This is a genomic window from Edaphovirga cremea, from assembly GCF_003332275.1.
GTDB classification, from domain to species: Bacteria; Pseudomonadota; Gammaproteobacteria; order Enterobacterales; family Enterobacteriaceae; genus Edaphovirga; species Edaphovirga cremea.
Genome location: NZ_QOVA01000006.1, coordinates 68431 through 91146, shown reverse-complemented (window position 1 = coordinate 91146; position 22716 = coordinate 68431). Strand labels below are relative to the sequence as shown.

26 protein-coding genes are annotated in these 22716 nt (G+C 52.3%); 14 read left to right on the top strand and 12 right to left on the bottom strand.

Going from position 1 to position 22716, the window contains the following annotated elements:
* Nucleotides 1–47 precede the first annotated feature (47 nt).
* The 5 genes from dbpA to DRI82_RS10615 all read left to right on the top strand — a co-directional run bounded on the left by dbpA (nucleotide 48) and on the right by DRI82_RS10615 (nucleotide 5121).
* The gene (gene dbpA / locus DRI82_RS10635) at nucleotides 48–1448 is read left to right on the top strand and encodes an ATP-dependent RNA helicase DbpA (protein WP_114193476.1); all 1401 of its coding nucleotides are present in this window, start codon (nucleotides 48–50) and stop codon (nucleotides 1446–1448) included.
* Between the two features lie 122 nt (nucleotides 1449–1570).
* A complete protein-coding gene (locus tag DRI82_RS10630; RefSeq protein ID WP_114193475.1) occupies nucleotides 1571–1912 on the top strand; it encodes a YebG family protein in 342 nt (113 codons plus the stop codon).
* Between the two features lie 36 nt (nucleotides 1913–1948).
* Nucleotides 1949–2254: a N(4)-acetylcytidine aminohydrolase gene (gene yqfB / locus DRI82_RS10625; protein ID WP_114193474.1), complete on the top strand. Its 306-nt coding sequence runs from the start codon at nucleotides 1949–1951 to the stop codon at nucleotides 2252–2254.
* A 140-nt stretch (nucleotides 2255–2394) separates the two neighbouring features.
* The gene (gene yebF / locus DRI82_RS10620) at nucleotides 2395–2754 is read left to right on the top strand and encodes a protein YebF (protein WP_114193473.1); all 360 of its coding nucleotides are present in this window, start codon (nucleotides 2395–2397) and stop codon (nucleotides 2752–2754) included.
* A 321-nt stretch (nucleotides 2755–3075) separates the two neighbouring features.
* The gene (locus DRI82_RS10615) at nucleotides 3076–5121 is read left to right on the top strand and encodes a S9 family peptidase (RefSeq protein ID WP_114193472.1); all 2046 of its coding nucleotides are present in this window, start codon (nucleotides 3076–3078) and stop codon (nucleotides 5119–5121) included.
* A gap of 100 nt (nucleotides 5122–5221) precedes the next feature.
* On the opposite strand, the gene exoX is transcribed toward DRI82_RS10615, so the two are convergent.
* Nucleotides 5222–5881 (bottom strand): exodeoxyribonuclease X, encoded by a 660-nt coding sequence (exoX, locus tag DRI82_RS10610; protein ID WP_114193471.1) that lies wholly within the window; start codon nucleotides 5879–5881, stop codon nucleotides 5222–5224.
* Between the two features lie 27 nt (nucleotides 5882–5908).
* Nucleotides 5909–6661, bottom strand: coding sequence for a carbon-nitrogen hydrolase family protein (locus tag DRI82_RS10605; RefSeq protein WP_114193470.1), 753 nt, complete (start codon nucleotides 6659–6661; stop codon nucleotides 5909–5911).
* A 505-nt stretch (nucleotides 6662–7166) separates the two neighbouring features.
* Between DRI82_RS10605 and pip the strand changes: the two genes are divergently transcribed.
* Nucleotides 7167–8117: a prolyl aminopeptidase gene (gene pip / locus DRI82_RS10600; protein ID WP_114193469.1), complete on the top strand. Its 951-nt coding sequence runs from the start codon at nucleotides 7167–7169 to the stop codon at nucleotides 8115–8117.
* Nucleotides 8118–8161: 44 nt separating this feature from the next.
* On the opposite strand, the gene DRI82_RS10595 is transcribed toward pip, so the two are convergent.
* The gene (locus DRI82_RS10595; RefSeq protein ID WP_114193468.1) at nucleotides 8162–8392 is read right to left on the bottom strand and encodes a DNA polymerase III subunit theta; all 231 of its coding nucleotides are present in this window, start codon (nucleotides 8390–8392) and stop codon (nucleotides 8162–8164) included.
* A gap of 417 nt (nucleotides 8393–8809) precedes the next feature.
* Between DRI82_RS10595 and ftnA the strand changes: the two genes are divergently transcribed.
* The 8 genes from ftnA (at nucleotide 8810) to rlmC (ending at nucleotide 16552) form a co-directional block, all read left to right on the top strand.
* Nucleotides 8810–9325, top strand: coding sequence for a non-heme ferritin (ftnA, locus tag DRI82_RS10590; RefSeq protein WP_114193467.1), 516 nt, complete (start codon nucleotides 8810–8812; stop codon nucleotides 9323–9325).
* 386 nt (nucleotides 9326–9711) lie between these two features.
* The gene (locus DRI82_RS10585; protein WP_114193466.1) at nucleotides 9712–10191 is read left to right on the top strand and encodes a type III secretion system chaperone family protein; all 480 of its coding nucleotides are present in this window, start codon (nucleotides 9712–9714) and stop codon (nucleotides 10189–10191) included.
* Nucleotides 10192–10581: 390 nt separating this feature from the next.
* Entirely contained in the window at nucleotides 10582–11691 is a 1110-nt protein-coding gene (gene potF, locus DRI82_RS10580) for a spermidine/putrescine ABC transporter substrate-binding protein PotF (protein ID WP_114193465.1), read from the top strand.
* Nucleotides 11692–11843: 152 nt separating this feature from the next.
* Nucleotides 11844–12977 (top strand): putrescine ABC transporter ATP-binding subunit PotG, encoded by a 1134-nt coding sequence (gene potG, locus DRI82_RS10575; RefSeq protein ID WP_114193464.1) that lies wholly within the window; start codon nucleotides 11844–11846, stop codon nucleotides 12975–12977.
* Between the two features lie 16 nt (nucleotides 12978–12993).
* Entirely contained in the window at nucleotides 12994–13953 is a 960-nt protein-coding gene (potH, locus tag DRI82_RS10570; RefSeq protein ID WP_114193463.1) for a putrescine ABC transporter permease PotH, read from the top strand.
* Nucleotides 13950–14795, top strand: a complete 846-nt coding sequence (gene potI / locus DRI82_RS10565; RefSeq protein WP_114193462.1) for a putrescine ABC transporter permease PotI — start codon at nucleotides 13950–13952, stop codon at nucleotides 14793–14795. Before potH ends, potI begins: the two co-directional genes overlap by 4 nt.
* Nucleotides 14796–14897: 102 nt before the next feature.
* Entirely contained in the window at nucleotides 14898–15347 is a 450-nt protein-coding gene (locus tag DRI82_RS10560) for a YbjO family protein (RefSeq protein ID WP_114193461.1), read from the top strand.
* A 74-nt stretch (nucleotides 15348–15421) separates the two neighbouring features.
* Nucleotides 15422–16552 (top strand): 23S rRNA (uracil(747)-C(5))-methyltransferase RlmC, encoded by a 1131-nt coding sequence (gene rlmC / locus DRI82_RS10555; RefSeq protein ID WP_114193460.1) that lies wholly within the window; start codon nucleotides 15422–15424, stop codon nucleotides 16550–16552.
* Between the two features lie 21 nt (nucleotides 16553–16573).
* Here the strand turns inward: rlmC and fliR are convergent, their stop codons facing one another.
* The 9 genes from fliR to fliJ all read right to left on the bottom strand — a co-directional run bounded on the left by fliR (nucleotide 16574) and on the right by fliJ (nucleotide 22711).
* Nucleotides 16574–17356 carry a flagellar biosynthetic protein FliR gene (fliR, locus tag DRI82_RS10550; RefSeq protein WP_114193459.1) on the bottom strand — a complete coding sequence of 261 codons (783 nt, stop codon included), beginning with the start codon at nucleotides 17354–17356 and terminating at the stop codon, nucleotides 16574–16576.
* Nucleotides 17357–17358: 2 nt separating this feature from the next.
* Nucleotides 17359–17628 (bottom strand): flagellar biosynthesis protein FliQ, encoded by a 270-nt coding sequence (gene fliQ / locus DRI82_RS10545; RefSeq protein WP_114193458.1) that lies wholly within the window; start codon nucleotides 17626–17628, stop codon nucleotides 17359–17361.
* Between the two features lie 52 nt (nucleotides 17629–17680).
* Entirely contained in the window at nucleotides 17681–18463 is a 783-nt protein-coding gene (gene fliP / locus DRI82_RS10540; protein ID WP_245956816.1) for a flagellar type III secretion system pore protein FliP, read from the bottom strand.
* Nucleotides 18460–18912, bottom strand: coding sequence for a flagellar biosynthetic protein FliO (gene fliO / locus DRI82_RS10535; protein ID WP_114193457.1), 453 nt, complete (start codon nucleotides 18910–18912; stop codon nucleotides 18460–18462). Before fliO ends, fliP begins: the two co-directional genes overlap by 4 nt.
* Complete coding sequence (fliN, locus tag DRI82_RS10530; protein WP_114193456.1) at nucleotides 18912–19328, bottom strand: flagellar motor switch protein FliN; 417 nt, start codon at nucleotides 19326–19328, stop codon at nucleotides 18912–18914. The genes fliO and fliN overlap by 1 nt, the downstream gene beginning before the upstream one ends.
* On the bottom strand, nucleotides 19321–20325 hold the full coding sequence (fliM, locus tag DRI82_RS10525) for a flagellar motor switch protein FliM (protein WP_114193455.1): 1005 nt from the start codon (nucleotides 20323–20325) through the stop codon (nucleotides 19321–19323). The genes fliN and fliM overlap by 8 nt, the downstream gene beginning before the upstream one ends.
* A 5-nt stretch (nucleotides 20326–20330) precedes the next feature.
* The gene (gene fliL, locus DRI82_RS10520) at nucleotides 20331–20813 is read right to left on the bottom strand and encodes a flagellar basal body-associated protein FliL (RefSeq protein WP_114193454.1); all 483 of its coding nucleotides are present in this window, start codon (nucleotides 20811–20813) and stop codon (nucleotides 20331–20333) included.
* Nucleotides 20814–20963: 150 nt separating this feature from the next.
* Nucleotides 20964–22262 carry a flagellar hook-length control protein FliK gene (locus DRI82_RS10515; RefSeq protein WP_245956815.1) on the bottom strand — a complete coding sequence of 433 codons (1299 nt, stop codon included), beginning with the start codon at nucleotides 22260–22262 and terminating at the stop codon, nucleotides 20964–20966.
* Nucleotides 22259–22711: a flagellar export protein FliJ gene (gene fliJ, locus DRI82_RS10510; protein ID WP_411705510.1), complete on the bottom strand. Its 453-nt coding sequence runs from the start codon at nucleotides 22709–22711 to the stop codon at nucleotides 22259–22261. Before fliJ ends, DRI82_RS10515 begins: the two co-directional genes overlap by 4 nt.
* Between the last annotated feature and the right edge of the window lie 5 nt (nucleotides 22712–22716).

Here is a 22716-nt window from a genome sequence, read left to right as displayed (position 1 = left end):
CCTTGGGTTCCGCTGCTTCCCATTCTGTCACCATAAGAGTTATCGCCTTGAGCACACAATCATTCTCGACACCGGCATCATTTTCGACACTGACGCTTCCCGCAGAGCAATTATCCAATCTCGCCGAGCTGGGCTACGCGCACATGACGCCGGTTCAGGCGGCGACGCTTCCTGCCATCCTGCTGGGACAAGACGTCCGGGCAAAAGCAAAAACCGGCAGCGGTAAAACAGCCGCTTTTGGTATTGGATTGCTGGACAAGATCGCCGTCGGCCAATACGTGACCCAGGCGCTGATCCTCTGCCCAACGCGTGAATTGGCCGATCAGGTCAGTAAAGAACTGCGCAGGCTGGCTCGTTTTACGCAGAACATCAAAATACTGACCCTGTGCGGTGGGCAACCGATGGGGCCACAACTGGATTCGCTGGTGCATCCGCCACACATCGTTGTGGGCACACCGGGAAGGGTACAGGAACATCTTCGCAAGCGTACGCTGTTGCTGGAAGATCTGCGCGTTCTGGTGCTGGACGAAGCCGACCGCATGCTCGATATGGGGTTCAGTGAAGCCATTGATGATGTGATCAGCTATACCCCGCCTTCACGCCAGACCCTGCTGTTTTCCGCGACCTATCCGGAAGGTATTGCGCGCATCAGCGCCCGTGTTCAGCGCGAGCCGCTGGACGTGGAAATTGACGGTGAGGACGAGCAAAACGACATCGAACAGATTTTCTTTGAGACGACCCGTGAAAAACGGCTGCCGTTGCTGGTTGCGGCATTGAGCCACTATCAACCCGCCTCATGCGTGGTGTTTTGCAATACCAAACGTGACTGTCAGGAAGTCTATGAAGCGTTGGCCGGGCAGGGCATCAGCGTATTGGCACTGCATGGCGATCTTGAGCAGCGCGATCGCGATCAGGTACTGGTTCGTTTTTCCAACCGCAGTTGCCGCGTTCTGGTCGCGACGGATGTGGCGGCACGTGGTCTGGACATCAAAGATCTCGAGCTGGTGGTCAACTATGAATTGTCGTTTGATCCAGAAGTCCATGTGCACCGTATCGGGCGTACAGGCCGCGCCGGAATGAGTGGAAAGGCCATCAGTTTCACCACACCACAGGAGATGGTTCGCGTACACGCCCTGGAAGATTATCTGCAACTCCCGGCAAAATGGCAGACAACTGAAAAACTGCTGGCAAGTCCGCGTGTTGCGCTGGAGCCAGAGATGGTTACGTTGTGTCTGGATGGTGGCCGCAAGGCAAAAATCCGGCCTGGCGATATTCTGGGTGCGCTGACGGGCGACGCGGGTTTAACCGCCGCTGAGGTTGGCAAAATTGATATGTTCCCGGTGCATGCTTATGTGGCGATCCGCAAGGCCAGCGCCAAAAAAGCGTTATCGCAGTTGCAACAAGGCAAAATAAAGGGAAAAAATTGCAAAGTTCGATTGCTTAAATAACCACAAAGTCGCATTTTTGCTCAGGGCAATTTACCTCATTCCACAGCACTTGCCCTGAGCTGTAAAAACCATTTATACTGTATAAATAAACAGTAATGAAATTCACAAAAGGAAACCCACGCATGGCTGTTGAAGTGAAATATGTGGTGGTAAGAAACGGCGAGGAAAAAATGACTTTCGCGACCAAAAAAGAAGCTGATGCCTACGACAAGATGTTGGATCTGGCGGATACGCTCTCAGAGTGGTTGTCGCACTCGACGCTGGAGCTTGAAGAAGCACAGCGTGAAAGCGTGAGTTTCTTCCTTGCGGAACATAAAGATGCCCTCAGCCAGCTATTGCGCGGTGGAACATTGGAAAATGTTATCGCGGCAGAGCAGCAACCTGACGACGCACCCGTCGCAAAAGCAGGGCGCGGGCGCAAAACCACGGATGCCAAAACCACAGATGACGATCAGGCTGCCTGATTGTGCGTAGCTTTTATCAGGGAGAATGCCAACGCTATGCGTGATATCACTTTTTTCAGTCGGTTTGCGCCGGATATCCTTGCCGGACGGAAAACCATCACGCTGCGGGATGCGAGCGAGGCTGACTTCCAACCCGGCGAGACCCTGCGTGTTTCCCGCTATGAAGACAACGGCTTTTTTTGTCATATCCAGGTGCTGGCCGTGACGCCGATCGACTTTGACGATCTGACAGAAAAACAGGCCGAGCAGGAAAACATGTCGCTTGATGAACTCAAGAAAGTGATCGCGGACATCTATCCCGGTATTAAACAACTTTATCTGATTGAGTTTATCCTTGGTTAACGTTTATCATAACTTTCGTTATCATTTTGTTATGCTCATAATGACTCATGTTGCAGTCAGCGGACAGGCAATGAGAAATATGACGGGTATATCTCTGGCCGAGACGCGTCAGGAATATGCACATAACGACAGGAGAAAGTATGAAGACGACAGGATTAAGCATGGCAGCATTGGCACTGGTTATCACCAGTGCCTTCAGTAGCGTGCAGGCGGCGGAACAGCGTGAGGCAAAAATCGGCCAGTGTGTCGGTCTGGATACCTCAGGGGTTGCCGCGCAAGTCAAGCGGGACTATTTACAAAACAGAATTACGCGTTGGGAATCTGATAAGCAACTCTTGGGCACGACCACGCCGATTGTGTGGATCAGTCCGGAAAGCATTACCGGTAAAGATGATGTCTGGCAGGTACCGTTAAGTGTCCGGGGCGACAAAGGGGACAAGAGTTACAGTGTCACCTTGAATTGCCAGACGGGCGAAATCCGTTACAGCGAGCCTAAGTAGTCAGTTTTCACCGTGATCTTGTTTTCAGTCACTTGAATTTGTGATGTATCGCTTTTATCTTTTATAAATCTTGGTCTCAGCGCCCGATGAGAAGAGTTTCTCCCAGAATGGCAACGTCTAATGGATCGACTCGGTTAAACGAGTCGGACGCTGAACTACCTCAAACTGTCTGAACAGATAAGCGTTAATTCTTACCTTCAGGCACTCTACATGCGGGTCACCCATACTTGCTTATCGCGTCGCCATAATGCTGCGTGTAGCCTGTTTTAACCCCAACTATGCCACGTTTGCCGTACTGACCCAGTGCGGAGGGATCTTGCAATGATAAAAGCACCAACAGCAGAAAAGCGCCCCTTTCCTATCACGATTCACAATGAGACGCGGGTAGATAATTATTACTGGCTACGTGACGATGAGCGTGAGAATGCCGACGTACTGGCGTATCTCACGGCAGAAAATGCCTTTACTGAACAAGAGATGAAACCTTACCAGTCTCTGCGGGAAACCCTTTATCAGGAGATGGTCGATCGTATTCCACAGCAGGATCAATCGGTTCCCTATATTCGTCGTGGTTATCGTTATCAAACCCGCTATGAACCGGGGAACGAATACGCCATTTATTTGCGTCAACCTGAACAGGAAACGGCGAACTGGCAGACACTGCTGGACGGCAATGCGCGCGCTGAAGGCCACGAATTCTACACGCTGGGCGGCATTGAAGTCAGCCCGGATAATCGCCAACTGGCCGTAGCGGAAGACTTTTTGTCCCGCCGGCAATATGACATTCGCTTCAAAGCCGTGGACGGCAGCGAGTGGGCGTCAGAGGTGTTAAACAATACCTCCGGGAATTTCGAATGGGCAAATGACTCATCGACCCTGTACTACGTCCGCAAGCATGAAAAGACGTTGTTGCCGTATCAGGTTTATCGCCATGTGCTGGGTAGCGATCCGGCTCAGGATCAGCTGATTTATCAAGAGTTGGATGACACCTTCTACGTAGGTCTGGAAAAGACCACGTCGGAGCGATTCATCATCATTCATCTGAGCAGTACCACCACCTCAGAAATCCTGTTGATCGATGCGGAAAGACCGGATGCGCCGCCGCAGGTATTTATTCCCCGCCGCCGCGATCATGAATATTCCGTCGATCACTATCAGCAGCACTTCTACATACGTTCGAATCGTGAAGGCAAAAATTTTGGCCTCTACAAAAGCGCGGAAATTGATGAAGCACAGTGGCAGACACTGATCGCCCCCCGTCAAGAGGTGATGCTCGAAGGTTTCAGCGTATTCCGCGATTGGTTGGTGGTTGAAGAACGCCGCGAAGGGTTGACTCATTTACGCCAGATTCATTGGCAGAGCGGTGAAGAGAAAGGTATTACCTTTGACGATCCAACGTACGTCACCTGGCTGGCATATAATCCTGAGCCTGATACCGACCTGCTGCGCTATGGCTATTCGTCAATGACCACGCCGAGTTCAATGTTCGAAGTAAACATGAATACGGGTGAGCGCGTTTTGCTGAAACAGCAGGAAGTCAAAAACTTCGATGCGCAAAATTATCGCAGTGAACGCCTATGGATTACCGCCCGCGATGGGGTGAAGGTGCCGGTATCGCTGGTTTATCATCGGGATAGCTTCGAAAAAGGCCATAACCCGCTGATGGTTTATGGTTATGGCTCTTACGGCAGCAGCATGGATCCTGCATTCAGCACCAGCCGATTAAGCTTGCTGGATCGTGGTTTTGTGTTTGCCCTGGCGCACATCCGCGGTGGTGGCGAACTGGGCCAGCAATGGTACGAAGACGGCAAACTGTTTAATAAACTCAATACGTTCAATGACTTTATCGATGTGACTGAACATCTGGTGAAGGAGGGGTACGGGCAGGCCGATCGGGTCTACGCCATGGGCGGCAGCGCTGGCGGATTGTTGATGGGGGCAGTCATCAATCAGGCTCCAGAACTGTTTCACGGCATTGTTGCCCAGGTACCCTTTGTGGATGTGATCACGACGATGTTGGATGAGACCATTCCGCTGACGACGGGTGAATATGACGAATGGGGTAATCCCAACGACAAAGCCTATTACGACTACATCAAACAGTACAGTCCGTACGATCGGGTGAGTGCGCAAAACTATCCGCATATGCTGGTCACCACCGGTTTACATGACTCCCAGGTGCAATATTGGGAGCCAGCCAAATGGGTGGCGAAACTTCGTGATGTGAAAACGGATGAAAACCAACTCCTGATGTATACAGATATGGATGCCGGTCACGGTGGGAAATCTGGCCGCTTTAAGGCTTATGAAGATATCGCGATGGAATATGCATTTCTTCTGACGCTCGACGCCGGGCAGAAAGCGTAATACCGACATGCCCGTGCAGTTTTGCACGGGCAGTGTGTCTGGATAAAAGGGGTTATGAAAGCCAGGGCTTACGAAAGCTAGTGCTTATGAGAGATAGTACTTATGAGAGATAGTGCTTCAGCGTGTAGCGCAAATCCGGGCTGAGATCGTCGATGGATTTCAGCATCCACCGCAGATAACCCGGATCTTCAGTCGCTATGCTGGCGATACTTTTCCCGCGGTACTTACCAAATTTGAAGTTACGCAGCAGCACCGGTTGCTCGGTGATCTCGACCATTTTCTCCGCATCCCAACCTGAATCACGCATGATGCGTTGCAACAGGGCAGCAGTGACGTAGCAATCATATAAGGCGCGATGTGGGTAAAGCCCCTCAGGAACCTGCACATCGAGCTTCAACGCATGGCGCAGGTATTGGTTGCTGTATTTAATGTCGGGGTAAAGCGTTCTGGCCAGTTTTACCGTACAGATCCATCTGCCGCGCATTTCAGGCAGCATCGCCCGGTCAAATGCGGCGTTATGCGCAACGTAATACGGACTACCCTGATATCTGCCGATCGCCACAGCAATACGTGGTTTGCCTTCCACCATCTCTTCAGTGATGTGGTGAATCGCCATTGCATCAAGACCAATAGGGCGATCGGGGCTGATCAAATCACTCATTGGATTGATGATCTCACCGGCAACGACATCAACGGAAGCGATTTCGACCACGCCGCCCTCTAAACCACACGTTTCCGTATCAATCACACGCAACGTCATGGGAACTCCTTACTGATGACCTTTTACTCAGGATAAAGGATGTAAACTGCCGTGCCAACCCTGTCGATTTTTCCTGCCGATGATCAATGCATTGCCTTCTTCCTGGGCGGCAATCACCTGTTCTCCCTGCTCATCCCATAACGCACTTTTACCCGCAGGCTGCCAGCCACCGGTCGGCGCGCCATGGTTTGCCATCAGAATTGCCATACCATGTTGTCCGGCATAGCCTTGCAACATTGAAGTATCGTGTTGGTAGCCCTCATGGGAAATCAACACGCCAGCAATATAGATCGACGCGCCGGACTGTGCCGCCTTGGCGGGATGATCGGCATGGCTAATATCAGCACAAATCGCCAAACCCACGGCGTGCTGTCGCACTGTAAGCAATGGTCCACCTTCTCCACGGCTGAATAGATGGATTTCTTCACCATGCAGATGCTGCTTGGTATATGCGTAGAGAGTGCCATCGGCCGTAAAGATAATGGCACCGATATAACAGGTTTCACCGTTGCCAGCGGCCAGAGGGGCGCCCAATACCACATTCATACGATGCGTACGGGCATCGGCGCGCAGAGCATCGAGACGGGGATCTTGCAGCGTCAATGCTTGTTCACGGGCGATACTGAGTTCGTAGCCTGTCAGCGACAGTTCAGGAAATACCAGCAAGTCAACATTCTCACGAACGGCAGTGGCAATAAATTCGCGATGAAGGACAATATTACGATCAACATCTCCCGGCACACTGCAATATTGCGCCGCGGCAATCACAACCTCTTGCATGATGGAGATCCTCAACGGGAAACCAACAAAAAACCCGCCTTGGCGGGTTTTAGTACCTGACGAAGTTGCCTTACTTACCCTTGTGGATTCGCTTTTTTAGAGCGTTTGTCAGCTTTTTTTTCAGCTGGGGTTTTCAATGGTTTCTTCTTCGCATTTTTTTTGCTGTCCATTCCCTTACTCATGGTTGACCTCTCTGTACCGGTGGTTAGGTTGGTATGCGTCTCTATTAATCACTGAATGCGATTTATTTTCAATAGTAAGCGTCGCATTTTTAAGTAAGGTTTTGTAATTTAAACAAATAATGTTAAGAAAAATAGGTGGAAAGCACGACGGTGGGATGCTGAGAGACGGTATCGCTTAATAATTAACCGTTAAAGCGCAGGCAGTGTGCATAAATTAATATAACTTATTATATCTTTTTTAATTATTGATGATTTCAATAATTGACCTGAGCGCATTAATCCGCTTTTATGAAGTAAATTACTGACCTGGATGCAGGAAGAAAATGTCAGATTTGAAAGGGTTGTATCCACCATTGGCAGCCTATGCCAGTGGCTGGCTTAAAACGGGTGACGGCCATCAGGTCTATTGGGAACGTAGTGGAAATCCACAAGGAAAACCCGCGCTCTTTATTCATGGCGGGCCAGGGGGCGGTTGTTCGGCTGTGCACCGTCAGCTTTTCGACCCACAACGTTACGACGTTATGTTGTTTGATCAGCGCGGATGTGGGCGTTCAAAGCCGCACGCCAGCCTTGAAAACAATACCACCTGGCATCTCGTGGAGGATATTGAACGCCTGCGGGAGATGGTAGAGGTAGATAAGTGGCTGGTTTTTGGCGGTTCATGGGGGTCAACATTGGCGTTGGCTTATGCCGAAACGCATCCCACACGCGTGAGTGAGTTGGTACTGCGCGGCATTTTCACGCTGCGTAAAGAAGAGCTGCTTTGGTATTATCAGGACGGTGCGTCACGTTTCTTCCCTGAGAAGTGGGAACGTGTATTGTCCATTCTTTCAGAAGACGAACGTCAGGATGTGATTGCGGCCTACCGCAAACGACTGATTTCTGACGATCCGGCGGTTCAGCTTGAAGCGGCAAAAATCTGGAGCCTGTGGGAAGGGGAGACCGTGACCCTGCTACCCGCGGCGAGTTCTTCCTCGTTTGGTGAAGATGATTTTGCCCTGGCATTTGCCCGCATCGAGAACCACTACTTTACCCATATGGGTTTCCTCGAACATGATCGGCAACTGTTGCAAAATGTCAGCAAAATACGCCACATTCCCGGCGTTATCGTGCATGGTCGCTATGATATGGCGTGCCAGGTGCAGAATGCCTGGGATCTGAAAAAAGCCTGGCCTGAAGCGGAATTGAACATTATTGAAGGGGCGGGACACTCATTTGACGAACCCGGAATTCTTGATTGCCTGATTCGTGCAACGGACAAATTTGCCTCCTGATTACGGTACCCGAGGCATCCTGACCGGATGCTTCGGGTGGTCAATTATTTTACTTTCGGTTCATAAGGCAGGCGCGAGAATTTGTTGGATTCGAGGCGATAAAAGGCCACACGCTCACGGAAATATTCACGCAGGTGCTGCGGTTGCTCGCGTTCGATCAGTTCAGGGATCACCGGCATATTGTAACGTTCCTTGAAAGCGATGCCTGACGCCGCCAAATCGACATTCATTTTGTCCATCTCTTCTTTCGACAATTCAGCTAAATTGTGACTCATTGTTATGCTCCCGCTACACTGTTCAACGCTGCAAAAAGTAAAGCATGTCATTGCAAATGGCAAGATGGGGACTGTCTTTCCTGGTCCACTATTACTTGGGAATAAAGGGTACGTGGGAATAAAGGGAAATTATTGTCTGATAATATTCTAAATCTATTTTTGGCATGAGAACACACCGTCTGGCCAAATAAGAACCATTCGCTTTAATATTGATTTTTTGATTGTTAATGATTCTCAACACCATTATTATTATCAACAATGAAAATATAATAAATTCCACATAATCAATCAGTTAAATTCAATTTCGTTTATTGTGAATATTAATGTGAAGGAAGTGTTTTTATTTTGTGTTTTGCTGTGCATAATGCGCTAAAGCAAACAAATACTTTGCCTTCATTTACGCTTAAGGGCCTGCATATGTTAAAAAAAGAGATGATCCAACAACTCAACGAGCAACTTAATCTTGAGTTCTATTCTGCTAACCTTTACCTGCAAATGAGCGCATGGTGCAGTGACAAAGGTTTTGAAGGCGCAGCGGCGTTTCTTAAAGAACATTCCCAGGAAGAGATGCAGCATATGCAGCGTCTGTTCGATTATGTCAGCGACACTGGCGCACTCCCGCTGCTGGGTTCCATCGCCGCGCCGCCGGTTGAATTTGGTTCCCTGACCGATGTATTCAAACTGACCTACGAACACGAGCAACTGATCACCAGCAAAATTAACGAGCTGGCTCATCTGGCGATGAGTACACAGGATTACTCGACATTTAATTTCCTGCAATGGTATGTCTCTGAACAGCATGAAGAAGAAAAACTGTTCAAATCCGTTCTGGATAAATTGGCGCTGGTAAGTGATACCGGCAATGGTCTGTTCTTTGTTGATAAAGATCTGAAAAATATGGTGGGAGGCGCTGCGGGTCACACCGCTGCCTGATCGCGATAGCCTCACCGCTGTTGATTGCTGCACGCGCAAGTGCCGGTAATCGCAGCGGTTTTTTTTGCCTGTGCTGCGCTTTTACTGATATTGAACGTCAAAGCCATGCAATTCTGGAATCCTTCCCACTTCTGCATATATAGTAGTGCTTCTGGAACACCACGATATCTTTTCTGTCGCTGAACTGTGGACTGGACGGCGGTTCTACGCCGGGTGAAAGAAGGTCGTACAGTTCACTCCCTACGCGGTATAATCCTTATGCACAATGTGGAATATTCACTGTCCGTTATTTTACGCTAATTGACTATTGATCGTGGCGCTGGCCAGCAATATTCCGTAAGCTATGCCACTTTTCGATGTAACGTAACCCGTGAGGCAGAATAATTATGGATTCACTCATCGTCCCTGATTTGGCGTTGATGCGACGCTGGCTGGATCAGCTGGGGATTTCCTTTTTTGAGTGTGATTCCTGTCAGGCTCTTCATCTGCCACATATGCAGAATTTCGACGGTGTATTCGATGCCAAGATCGATCTGGTCGACAATGTCATTTTGTTCTCGGCTGTAGCTGAAATAAAGCCCACCGCTCTGATCCCGCTGTTTGCCGATCTCAGCCAGATTAATGCCAGTTCCCTGACCGCCAAAGCCTTTATTGATATTCAGGATGATAATCTGCCGAAGTTGATTGTCTGTCAGTCGATCGCCATTAGTGTGGGTATCACGGTGGAACAGTTTGGCCAGTTTATGCAGCAAGGCGAAGAACAGATTTCGATGATCATTCTTGAAGCGCGCGCCAACGATCTGCTGTTCCTTGGCGAAGAAGACGACAGTAACGCTGTGACTGACAATTCCCCGATCCTGCATTGATCCCTTTGCCGCTTTCGCGGCGGCAAACACATTATTCTTTTTCACGCTAAGTTATTCTGCGTTTTACCCTCTATTGCCAGATATTTCTCGCCGTTTATCGCGGTAATGGCGGATCACGTAGAGAATAACTGCATAAAAAATCGATAAAAGGCGTTTTTTAACCTAGGCTATGGTGCATTCCCCTCACTGAGGTTATGCTTCTGACTCTGCGTAGGGCGTATGATACCCGTGGAAAACCAACCGGTTATTGGCATTTTTCTGTCAGACAAAACTTCTGCATGGCTATGCAGGTCGGTTGGCGGCAATGGCGCTCAGTCAGGAAAGGTTTTGTATCTTATTGAGATACAAGTTCAATTCTATGATTCACCCCTGTTTGGGAGGTAGTAACGGATGTTCACCCATCTTAAAACGTGGTTATCGGGTGTTGTTGCCGGCTTGTTGATGGCCGCGTCCGTCACAGCGTCTGCTGAAGAAAAAACGCTGCACGTCTACAACTGGTCTGATTATATCGCACCAGACACTCTGGCCAATTTCCAAAAGGAAACCGGCATTAAAGTGGTGTATGACGTCTTTGACTCCAACGAGGTCCTCGAAGGCAAATTAATGGCCGGCAGTACCGGTTTTGATTTGGTGGTACCTTCCGCGAGTTTTCTGGAGCGCCAAATTTCAGCGGGCGTATTCAAGCCGCTGGATAAGAGCAAGTTGCCAAACTATAAAAATCTGGATCCTGAACTGCTGACGCTGGTGGCAAAACACGATCCCGACAACAAGTACGCCATTCCTTACCTGTGGGCAACAACCGGCATCGGCTATAACGTCGATAAGGTGAAAGCCGTGCTGGGTAAAGATGCGCCGGTCGACAGTTGGGATCTGATTCTGAAACCAGAGAATCTGGAAAAACTGAAGAGCTGCGGCGTGTCGGTTCTCGATGCCCCAGCCGAAGTTTTTGCTACCGTACTGAATTACCTTGGCAAGGATCCAAACAGCACCAACGCTGACGACTACACCGGACCGGCGACCGATCTCCTGCTGAAACTGCGTCCGAATATTCGTTATTTCCATTCTTCCCAGTACATCAACGATCTGGCGAATGGTGATATCTGTGTCGCGATCGGCTGGGCGGGTGATGTCATGCAAGCGTCGAACCGTGCCAAAGAAGCCAAAAATGGTGTCAACGTGGCATACAGCATCCCGAAAGAGGGCGCACTGGCCTTCTTCGATGTGTTCGCGCTGCCGTCCGATGCCAAAAACACTGACGAAGCCTATCAGTTCCTGAACTATCTGATGAAGCCGGAAGTGATTGCCAACATCAGTAATACCGTTTATTACGCCAACGCCAACAAGGCGGCCACGCCGCTGGTGAACGAAGACGTGCGCAACAATCCGGGGATCTATCCGCCGGCTGATGTACGCGCGAAAATGTTTACGCTCAGCGTGCAGACACCAAAAATCGACCGGGTGATCACCCGCGCCTGGACCAAAGTGAAAAGCGGTAAATAATCAGACGGCCCGTGCCGGGGAGCCATATACCCGGCACGTTGACGCGTCTTTTATCGACAGGCGGTTTTTAAACCGCCTGTTATTCTTATTGGAGAGTGCTGCGATCTCGCGTGGGTTGCAGCGTGTTCTGCTTTTGCCGGAGAGTTCTCTGAGTGAATGATGTTATTCCCCGTCCCCAACCCAAGTCGCAGAAGGTATTTACCCCTCTGCTTGAAATCCGTAATTTAACCAAATCCTTTGATGGACAAGCTGCCGTCGACGACGTGAGCCTGACGATCTATAAAGGCGAGATCTTTGCTTTGCTGGGCGCGTCTGGCTGCGGGAAGTCAACGTTACTGCGCATGCTGGCAGGTTTTGAACAGCCGACACAGGGGCAGATTGTCCTTGATGGGCAAGATATGTCCAATGTCCCGCCGTATCAGCGTCCTATCAATATGATGTTCCAGTCCTATGCACTTTTCCCGCATATGACGGTGGAGCAAAACATTGCCTTTGGCCTGAAGCAGGACAAATTACCCAGCGCCGAGATCAAGGCGCGGGTCGCGGAAATGTTGACGCTGGTCCATATGCAAGAATTTGCCAAGCGTAAACCCCATCAGCTTTCTGGGGGTCAGCGCCAGCGTGTGGCATTGGCACGCAGTTTGGCCAAACGGCCAAAGTTGCTGCTGCTCGATGAACCCATGGGGGCGCTGGATAAAAAATTGCGCGACCGCATGCAGCTTGAAGTGGTGGATATTCTGGAACGTGTCGGCGCGACCTGCGTGATGGTCACCCACGATCAGGAAGAAGCGATGACCATGGCCGGGCGTATCGCCATCATGAACCGCGGCAAATTTGTGCAGATTGGTGAACCCGAAGAGATTTATGAGCACCCCAACAGCCGCTTCAGCGCCGAGTTCATCGGGTCGGTCAACGTCTTTGAAGGCGTATTGCAGGAGCGCACCGACGACGCCCTGATCATCGAAAGCCCCGGTTTACGCCATGCGCTGAAAGTGGACCCGGATGCATCGGTCGTGGATGGCGTTCCCGTCTATATTGCGCTGCGCCCCGAGAAAATTACCCTGTGTGAGGAGGCACCGGAGGACGGTTGCAACTTCGCGGTCGGTGAAGTGGTGCACATCGCCTATCTCGGCGATCTGTCGATCTACCATGTAAAATTACACAGCGGTCAAATGCTCACTGCACAATTGCAAAACGATCATCGCTATCGTAAAGGCATGCCAACCTGGGGCGATGAAGTGCGCCTGTGCTGGGATGCAGATAGCTGTGTGGTGTTAACGGTGTAGTCTGGGAGTTAACGTCATGACCCTATTATCTGAACAGCCTCCTTCCGCCGAAAAACCGGTCGGGCCGTTGAAAGCGGCGATTCAGCGCCTGCAAATGGTTCACGGCCGCAAGCTGGTTATTGCGTTGCCGCTGATCTGGTTGCTGTTGCTGTTTATGCTGCCGTTCCTGATTGTCTTCAAAATCAGTCTGGCCGAAATGGCTCGCGCCGTACCCCCGTATACCGATCTGGTCACCTGGGCTGATGGTGTGCTGAATGTGGCACTGAATCTGGCCAACTACCTGCAACTGACAGACGATCCGCTGTATGTCGATGCCTATCTGCAATCGTTGCAAATCGCCGCAGTATCAACGCTGTGCTGCCTGATTATTGGCTATCCGCTGGCCTGGGCGGTCGCGCACAGCAAAGCCTCCACGCGCAATATCCTGCTGTTGCTGGTGATACTGCCGTCGTGGACGTCGTTCCTGATCCGCGTCTATGCGTGGATGGGGATACTGAAAAACAACGGTGTGTTGAATAACTTCCTGATGTGGCTGGGGGTGATAGATCAGCCTCTGGTGATTTTGCACACCAATTTGGCGGTGTATATCGGTATTGTTTATTCCTATCTGCCGTTCATGGTGCTGCCGATTTACACCGCGTTGACCCGCTTGGATTACTCACTGGTTGAAGCCTCGCTGGATTTGGGCGCACGGCCACTGAAAACATTCTTCCGGGTGATTGTGCCGTTGACCAAGGGAGGAATCATTGCCGGATCGATGCTGGTATTTATTCCTGCCGTGGGCGAGTTTGTGATCCCTGAACTGCTGGGTGGGCCAGACAGCATCATGATTGGCCGGGTGTTGTGGCAAGAGTTCTTCAATAATCGCGACTGGCCGGTGGCGTCAGCGGTGGCAACCATCATGCTGCTGTTGCTGATCGTACCGATATTGTGGTTCCACAAGCATCAGAACAAAGAGATGGCAGGTGACGAATGAATAATTTACCGGTAGTTCGTTCGCCGTGGCGAATTGTCATTCTGGTGCTGAGTTTCACCTTCCTGTATGCGCCGATGCTGATGTTGGTGATTTATTCATTCAACAGTTCAAAGCTGGTGACGGTGTGGGCGGGTTGGTCCTTGCGCTGGTATAAGGTGCTGTTTCATGACAGCGCCATGATCAGTGCGGTGGGGCTTAGCCTGACCATCGCCGCGGCGGCGGCAACCATGGCCGTTATCCTGGGGACCATTGCAGCCGTGGTGATGGTGCGTTTTGGCCGTTTCCGTGGCTCGACCGGTTTTGCCTTTATGCTGACTGCGCCGCTGGTTATGCCGGATGTCATCACCGGTTTGTCACTCCTGCTGCTGTTTGTGGCATTGGGCCACGCTATTGGCTGGCCGACAGAACGCGGCATGCTGACAATATGGCTGGCGCACGTCACATTCTGTACGGCCTATGTCACGGTGGTGATCTCCTCCCGACTGCGCGAGTTGGATCGCTCGATAGAAGAGGCGGCGATGGATCTGGGTGCCACGCCGCTGAAAGTGTTCTTCGTGATCACCGTCCCGATGATTGCCCCGGCATTGGTATCCGGTTGGTTGCTGGCCTTTACGCTCTCTCTTGACGATCTGGTCATTGCCAGTTTTGTCTCGGGGCCGGGGGCAACGACGCTGCCAATGCTGGTGTTCTCAAGTGTGCGTATGGGGGTGAATCCAGAGATCAATGCGCTGGCGTCATTGATTTTGCTGGTGGTGGGAATTATCGGCTTAATCGCCTGGTGGTTTATGGCCCGCTCGGAAAAGCAGCGAACGCGCGAATTACAAAAGGCAGCGCGTGGCTGATTTTTAAGAAAACTGCTACTCTTCCTTTTTTGACGCCGCGCTTTGCGGCGTCAAACCTTTTATTTGCGTTCCGGTAAGCTTTAATGAGGTAAACAGGGAAGAATGAGACAGTTGGCTTTTATACCGGTTCCGGTGATGATTGGCGCGACAGCGATTATCGCCACGCGTCTGTTGGGGTTTATCCTTCTCTTCGATGAGTTGGGTGGTGCAGGTGTGGGGGATTTTGTCCGTGCCAGTACTGATACATGGCTGAATACGCTTATCTTATTGGCCAGCCTGCTGATTATCCTGATCGAGTGCAACTGTGCCTACGCGATTATGCGCGGTAAAAACTGGGGGCGTTGGGTGTATCTCGGTTGTCAGGCCGTCGTGGTTGTCTACATGCTTCTTGCATCGTTTGAATGGTTTGGCCCCAAGATTTTCAGTATCGAAACCGAAACCCAATTCGAGTTCCTTCAGGCACTGCTGATGCAGAAACTGCCTGATATTGTGGTGATCTTCCTGCTGTATTTCCCTGCCAGCAGCCGTCAGTTCTTCTCCCGCCGAAGATGAACAAGCCTTTGCTGATGCGCGGTGGTACAATTTCGCCCCTTCATTTTTCATTTTGGTTATAGCGGTTATTTGTGATGCATTGCGTGCAGTATACAACCGGCACTTGCCGTTCCTGCCAATGGCTGGAAAAGCCTTACGATCGGCAACTTGACGAAAAACAGAGTCACCTGCAACAGTTGCTGGCTGACCACGTCGTGGGTGAATGGTTAACGCCGGTTTCCGGTGCGCAAACGGCATTTCGCAATAAGGCCAAAATGGTGGTCAGCGGCAGCGTTGAGCGCCCGCTGTTGGGTATGCTGCATCGCGATGGCACGCCCGTCGATCTCTGCGCTTGCCCGCTGTATCCGGCGTCTTTCGGTCCGGTGTTTGATCAACTCAAAATGTTTATCGCCCGCGCGGGGCTGACGCCTTATAACGTGGCGCGTAAACGCGGTGAGCTTAAATTTCTGCTTCTGACGGAAAGCACGCTGGATGGCGGCCTGATGCTGCGTTTTGTCTTGCGTTCCACCACTAAATTGGCGCAATTGCGTGCGGCCTTGCCCTGGTTGCAGCAGCAACTTCCGCAACTGAAAGTGATTTCCGTTAATATCCAACCGGTGCATATGGCGATTCTGGAAGGGGAAACGGAAATCGCCCTGACGCCAGAACAGGCGTTGGAAGAACGGTTCAACCAGATTCCGCTTTATATCCGTCCGCAGAGTTTTTTCCAGACCAATCCGCGGGTGGCGGCGTCTCTTTACGCTACGGCGCGTGAATGGGTGCGCCAGTTGTCCATCGCCAGCATGTGGGATCTGTTTTGCGGCGTGGGCGGGTTTGGGCTGCATTGCGCCACGCCGGAGATGCATTTGACGGGCATAGAAATCAATGCCGAAGCGATTGCCTGTGCCCGCCAATCCGCGCTGACGCTTGGGCTGAAGCACGTTGATTTTCAGGCTCTCGACTCGACCCGTTTTGCGACGGCTGAAGGGGTGGTGCCCGATCTGGTGCTGGTGAATCCACCGCGCCGGGGAATTGGTGCTGACCTATGTGATTATTTAGCGGCGATGGCACCGCCGCACATCCTCTACTCGAGCTGCAATGCGGAAAGTATGGCGAAGGATCTGGCGCTGCTGAGCGGATATTCAATTCAGAAAGTTCAGCTTTTTGATATGTTCCCGCACACCTCACATTACGAAGTGCTGGTGTTACTGCGGCGTAACGCCTGAAGCCAGCGCATGGGCAATAGCTCAGCGCGCCATTTCACCCACCACGTCCGCGAGTCGGTTAAACACTTCACCAAACAGATGCTCACAGAAGGGTGCCAGCAGCGGCATCATAAATCCTAATGTCAGTATGCCAATCGTCAGGGTGACCGGGAAACCGATCACGAACACCGACAGTTGCGGCGTCATGCGATTGAGCAGTCCCAGCGCCATATTCAACGTCAGCAACAGCGTGATGATAGGCAGCGCCAGCATCAGCCCATTGATGAAAATCAGGCTGCCAGCCTGTGACAGCGCCAGAAAACCATTGCCATTCAGTGGCTCACTCTGCACGGGCAAGGTGTGAAAACTGTCTGCCAGCAGGGAAATCAGCCAAAGATGGCCGTCAAAGGTCAGGAACAACAGCATCGCCAGCAGATTAAGTAGACGCGCCAGAACCGGCATATTCGGGCCGCCAGTGGGATCAAAAAAGGTCGCGAAAGACAGTCCCATTTGCAGGCCAATGACTTCACCCGCCATCCTCACGGCAGCAAAGGCCAACTGCATGGTCAATCCCAGCGTGGCACCAATGATCACCTGTTGAGCCGCCAGCCAGATGCCGCCGATCGAGAAAATCGTGGTTTCAACGGGGGGAAGGGAGGGCGCGACCAGAAGCGTAATCAGCACACCCAGTCCGAGCTTCACCTTTTTTGGGATCTGTTTTTCGTTGAAGACCGGTGCGGTGCTGAGCAAGGCGAGAATACGCACCAGTGGCCAGAAGAAGGTAGTGAGCCACAGGCTGAGTTGGCCGCTGTCAAATGTCAGCATAATTAGCCAATGATGTTCGGCAGATTGGTGAACAGGTTGCGCATGTAATCCAGCAACAGGTTAAGCATCCACGGACCGGCGATAACGATAGTGGCGAAGACCGCCAGAATTTTGGGGATGAAGGAAAGGGTCATTTCGTTGATCTGCGTCGCCGCCTGCAACAGGCTGACGACCAGACCGGTCAGCAGTGCCGCCAGCAGCAGCGGGGCAGCCAGCGCCAGGGCGATTTTCATCGCTTCATTGCCTAACGCCATTACCGATTCTGGAGTCATTTCAATAGGGTCTCGCTGAAGTATGACGGATAGCATCGCCAGCAGATAGAAATCAACTGTAGAAACTCTGTGCCAGCGAGCCGAGCAGCAGTTGCCAGCCATCGACCAGTACGAATAGCATGAGCTTGAACGGCAGTGAAATAGTGGCGGGTGGCACCATCATCATCCCGAGCGCCATCAGTACGCTGGCGACGACCAGATCGATAATCAGGAATGGAATGAAGACCGTAAAGCCAATTTGGAAAGCGGTTTTCAGTTCGCTGGTAACATACGCGGGTAACAGAATGCGCAGCGGGACAGCTTCCGGCCCCTGCAATTCTGGCAGCCGCGCCAGACGGGCATATAACGCCAAATCCGCTTCACGCGTTTGGCGCAGCATAAATTCGCGCAAGGGTTGAGCACCGCGATCCATCGCCACGTCCATAGTGATTTTGTCCTGACTGAAAGGTTGGTATGCGTCCTGATAGATTTTATCGAAAATGGGTGACATCACGAAAAAGGTCAGGAACAGCGCCAAACCCAGCATCACCTGATTCGGGGGGGCAGAAGGCGTACCCATGGCGTTGCGCAGTAGGCCAAGCACGATAATGATGCGTGTGAAACTGGTCATCATCAACAGCATGGCGGGCAGGAACGTCAGGGTGGTGATAAACACCAGCGTTTGTACCGGTAAAGACCAGCTCTGTCCGCCATTGGCCAATGGCTGACTGATAATGCCGGGCAATTGTGCAAATGCGCAAGGGCTGCAAAGTAACAGCAGCAGAAGCCAATTCAGAGAGAGGCTGCGCAAACGTGACGCGGTAACAAATAAATAATTGAGACGGAACAGACTCATACCGATTTTCCCGGGCGTTTCACTTTCTTTTGTAATAACTGAGCTTTCTGTAATAACTGGCGGAAGTCATTGGGTTTCTCGCGGCTGGCCGTCGATTCAAGCCCGGTCGGCGGCGACGTCAGCGTATGCAGCGGCGTAATGTTCTGCGCTGTCACACCCAATACCAGCCAGGTATTGTCTATTTCAACCACCACCACGCGCTCACGCTGCCCGACCTGACAACTGGCCGTGACTTTCAGCAGTGCACTATTTTTTCGCTGTGGGGCAAAGCCTAATCGGCGGAACAGCCACCCGGCAAACAGGATTAACAGCAGAATACCGCCCAGTGCGCTGCCGACCTGGGTCAGTACAGAGCCCGTCGGGATTGCCGGGGCTGGGGGGACCGCGCCATGGCTGGTCGTTGCAGTTCCGCCAAAAGCGCTATTTGCCGGAGCGGAGGTTTCGCTCATCAGCGACTCAGGCGACGCATGCGTTCGGACGGCGTAATGATGTCAGTGATGCGCACGCCATATTTATCGGCCACCACCACCACTTCACCCTGTGCAATAAGGTATCCATTGATCAGGATATCCAGCGGTTCGCCTGCCAGCCCATCCAGAGAGACCACGGAACCTTGCGACAGGCGCAGCAGCTCTTTGATGGTCATCTTGGTACGGCCCAGTTCTACCGTCAGTTTCACCGGAATATCGAGGATCATATCGATATCCTGCAAATTACCCAAGCCTTCCGGTTGATCGAAAGATTTGAAAATGCCCTCGGTGCTGGCGGTGGGGTTTTCCGTGGCGTGCTGTTCGTTAAACGCGTCAGCCCATAAATCGTCCACGGATTCCTTTCCATCGTCAGACGGTTGCTTAACGTCAGTCATTGGGCTGTTCCTCATTCAGGGAATTCAAAATTGGGTTTATCAGATGTTCGACGCGCAGGGCGTATTGCCCATCGAGGGTGCCGTATTGGCTGGTCAGAACCGGTACGCCGTCGACATGGGCAATCAACCGATCCGGGCGCTCAATAGGCAGTACGTCACCGGGTTGCAGCTTGAGGATTTGCGACAGACGCAGTGGGATATCAACAAAGTTAGCCACCAGTTCCAACTCAGAGTGCTGAACCTGATGAACCAATGTTTCACGCCATTGACTGTCTTCCTGCCGTGAGTTCTCCAGCGGCGGATTGGTCAGCAATTCGCGCAACGGTTCGATCATGGCAAACGGAATACAGATGTTGAATTCCCCGCTCAGGGCACCAATTTCAACGTGGAACGGCGTCGTCACAACAATATCGTTGGGCGAGGTGGTGATGTTGGTGAATTTGACCTGCATCTCCGCACGGACATATTCCACGTCGATCTTGTAAATCGCGCTCCAGGCGTCGCCGTAGGCATCAAGCGCCAGACTCAGCATGCGCTTGATCACCCGCTGTTCGGTATGGGTAAATTCGCGCCCCTCGACTTTGGTCGGAAAGCGGCCATCGCCGCCAAACAGGTTATCAACGGCAATGAACACCAGGCTGGGGGCAAAAACGAACAATGCCGTACCGCGCAGAGGTTTCAGATGCACCAGATTGAGGTTGGTCGGAACCGGCAGATTGCGGGCAAAATCGTGATAGGGCTGAATCTTGATCGCACCCACGGTGATATCGGGACTGCGGCGCAACAGGTTAAACAACCCCATGCGAAAATGGCGCGCAAAGCGCTCATTGATGATCTCCAGCGCCTGCAGGCGTTCACGCACCACGCGGCGCTGGGTCGTTGGATCGTAAGGCTTGACCTCGTTATCACCTACCAGGACAGCTTCCGGCTCTTCGCTACCGCTGTCCCCATTAAGCAATGCGTCAATTTCCGCCTGTGAAAGAATGCTATCGGCCATAATCGTTATCGCAGAATGAAGGCAGTAAACAGCACGTCGCTGACCACCTGATTGGGTTGACCCGGAATGACCGACGGGCTCAGTGCCGCTTTAATCTGGCTGACCAATTGTTGTTTACCGGCTTCACTGGACAGGGTTTCTGCCTGCTGGCGCGCGAGGAGCAGCAACAGACGGCTGCGGACTTCCGGCAGATAATCGCTCAGTTTGCTGCGCGTCGCTTCGTCTGGCAGGCGCAGCGTCAGGCCGACATACAGCACGCGATCGGTGTTGTTGTCGGTGGTTTGCAGATTAACGGTGAACGTATCCAGCGCCATAAAGACCGGGGCAGGCACGATCCTCGGCTTGAGCTCAACAACGGCACCCGTTTTGTGTTGTTCCAGCATCCACCAGCTATAACCGGCGGCCCCGCATGCGGCGACGGCGATTAACAGCAGCAGAACCACCCACACGGAGCGTTTACGTTTGGCCGCGATGGCTTGATCAGACATGAATAGGGCAAATTCCTGTATCGTTGGGTTCTGCGCAGGTGTTCTCCTTGCGCAGGACGCGAATGTTGCTGGTGATTATCCCGGTTATCCCGGTCGCCAATAGGCAGAATAGGCGGGGAAAATCACCCCACCTCAGTCGTTTGGCTTTACTCAGGCGAAAATATCGACGCCCTGACTGCCGTTGACGCGGTTTTGCAGACTGGCAGGCACCAGCAGTGCATCGGCGACTGCGATCCCGGATGTGCCATGATGTGGCGATCCCGCTGATGACGGCGAGCCACCACCTTGTTGTGATTGCTGTTGCGCCTGCTGCCACTGCGATGATGGCTCACTGCCGACGCTGCTCTGGCCGAGTTCAATTCCGCTTTCTGCCAGCGAGGTGCGCAAATGTGGCATGGCGGCTTCAATAGCGGCGCGGACCTGCCCGTGTGCAGACGCGAAGTGCAATTGCGCCTGGTTATCGTCTATCTTCAGGCTGATGTGCAGTGCGCCCAACTCTTGCGGATGCAGGCGCAGTTCCGCACTCTGCTGCCCCTGGCGATTGAACATCAGCACTTGCTGGCTGAGCGCCTGCTGCCATTGCGGGCTACCCAACGGTGAATTCAGTGGCGGCGTCGGCGGTGCTGTCACCAGTGCACTGGACGTTGCTGCCACCGCTGGGCTCGATGCCGGGATATTCACCGCGGATAAAACATGCTGTGCCACGCTATTTTTATCCCCCGCCGTTTGCGCCAGTGTGGCCAGGGCATCGGCTTTTGCCAGCACGGCCGGATCGAGCACCGTGGAAGCGCTGTGATGCAGGGCGGCTGGTTTGGTACCGTTGCCCGGCAACGTTTGTCCGGGGCTGCTTTCATCACCGATATCTGCGCGTTTACCCCATCTTGTCAGCAGATCACCGAGGCCGGCTTTGCCACTTTTAACCTCAGTCAGCAGGGGATCCGCATCGTCAGACGTTTTGCTGGTCATTGAGCGTTGTGACGTTGTGGCAGGCAAGACTGGCGCATGCTGCGCAGCCAACATGGCGAGCAGCGACTGGATCGATTGCAGATCGGTGGTGGCGGGTTGTGTACTTTTATCAGTTGGCGCCAAATCGGAAGGATCATCCGTTTCGAACAGGCCCCGGCACGCTTTACTCAGCGCGGCTTGCAAGGACGCGTCGATATCCTCAGACGCTTCTGGCTGACTCAGCGCCGCTAAAAGCGTGGCGGGGGATGCGCAGATCTTCCCGCCACTTTCCTGCAAAATGCTGTCCAATGCCTTCTTATTCAGGGTCTTACCGTTCAACAGCATGTTGGGACTCTTGGGCCCAAGCTGCGCATCCAACTGGCTGGCAAAGTCTTGCGGCAGGGTATCTGCTGTCACGGGAGCACCGGCCTGCGGTGGCTCCGCTGTCGTGACCAAAGAGGCCGCTGTTGCACTGGAGTTGACGGTTGATACATTCAGATTCATAAATCCTGGTTCCTCAGGGCGCTGCGTTGGGCAAACTCATCCATTCGTTTTTGATCCAGCCGGTTTTCATGCAACAGTCGTTGGCAGGCTGCGCGATCATATAAAGTCTGATAGGCATTCAAGCGTTGTTGTTTTTCCTGCCAGTGTTGGGTCGCCCGGTCGAGTTTTTGATTCCATTGCTGTAATTGACCACGATGCTGTTCGATAGCCTTTTCCAGCGTCGCAATAAATTGCTGATAGTTCTGCCAACGGGCCGCCTCGATACCGTCGAACAGGGTGGTATTCAGCTTCTGCCGGTATTCGTCGTGATAATTAAGCAGCATGTTCAACTGCTGTTGCGCGTTTTGATGCGACTGACGTATCTGACCCAGTTGACGCGTTGCCTGATCGAGCGCTTTCAGCGCCAGTTCACGCAGGGTGTCCATGGGTGATTGACTGCTATCCATCATGGCAA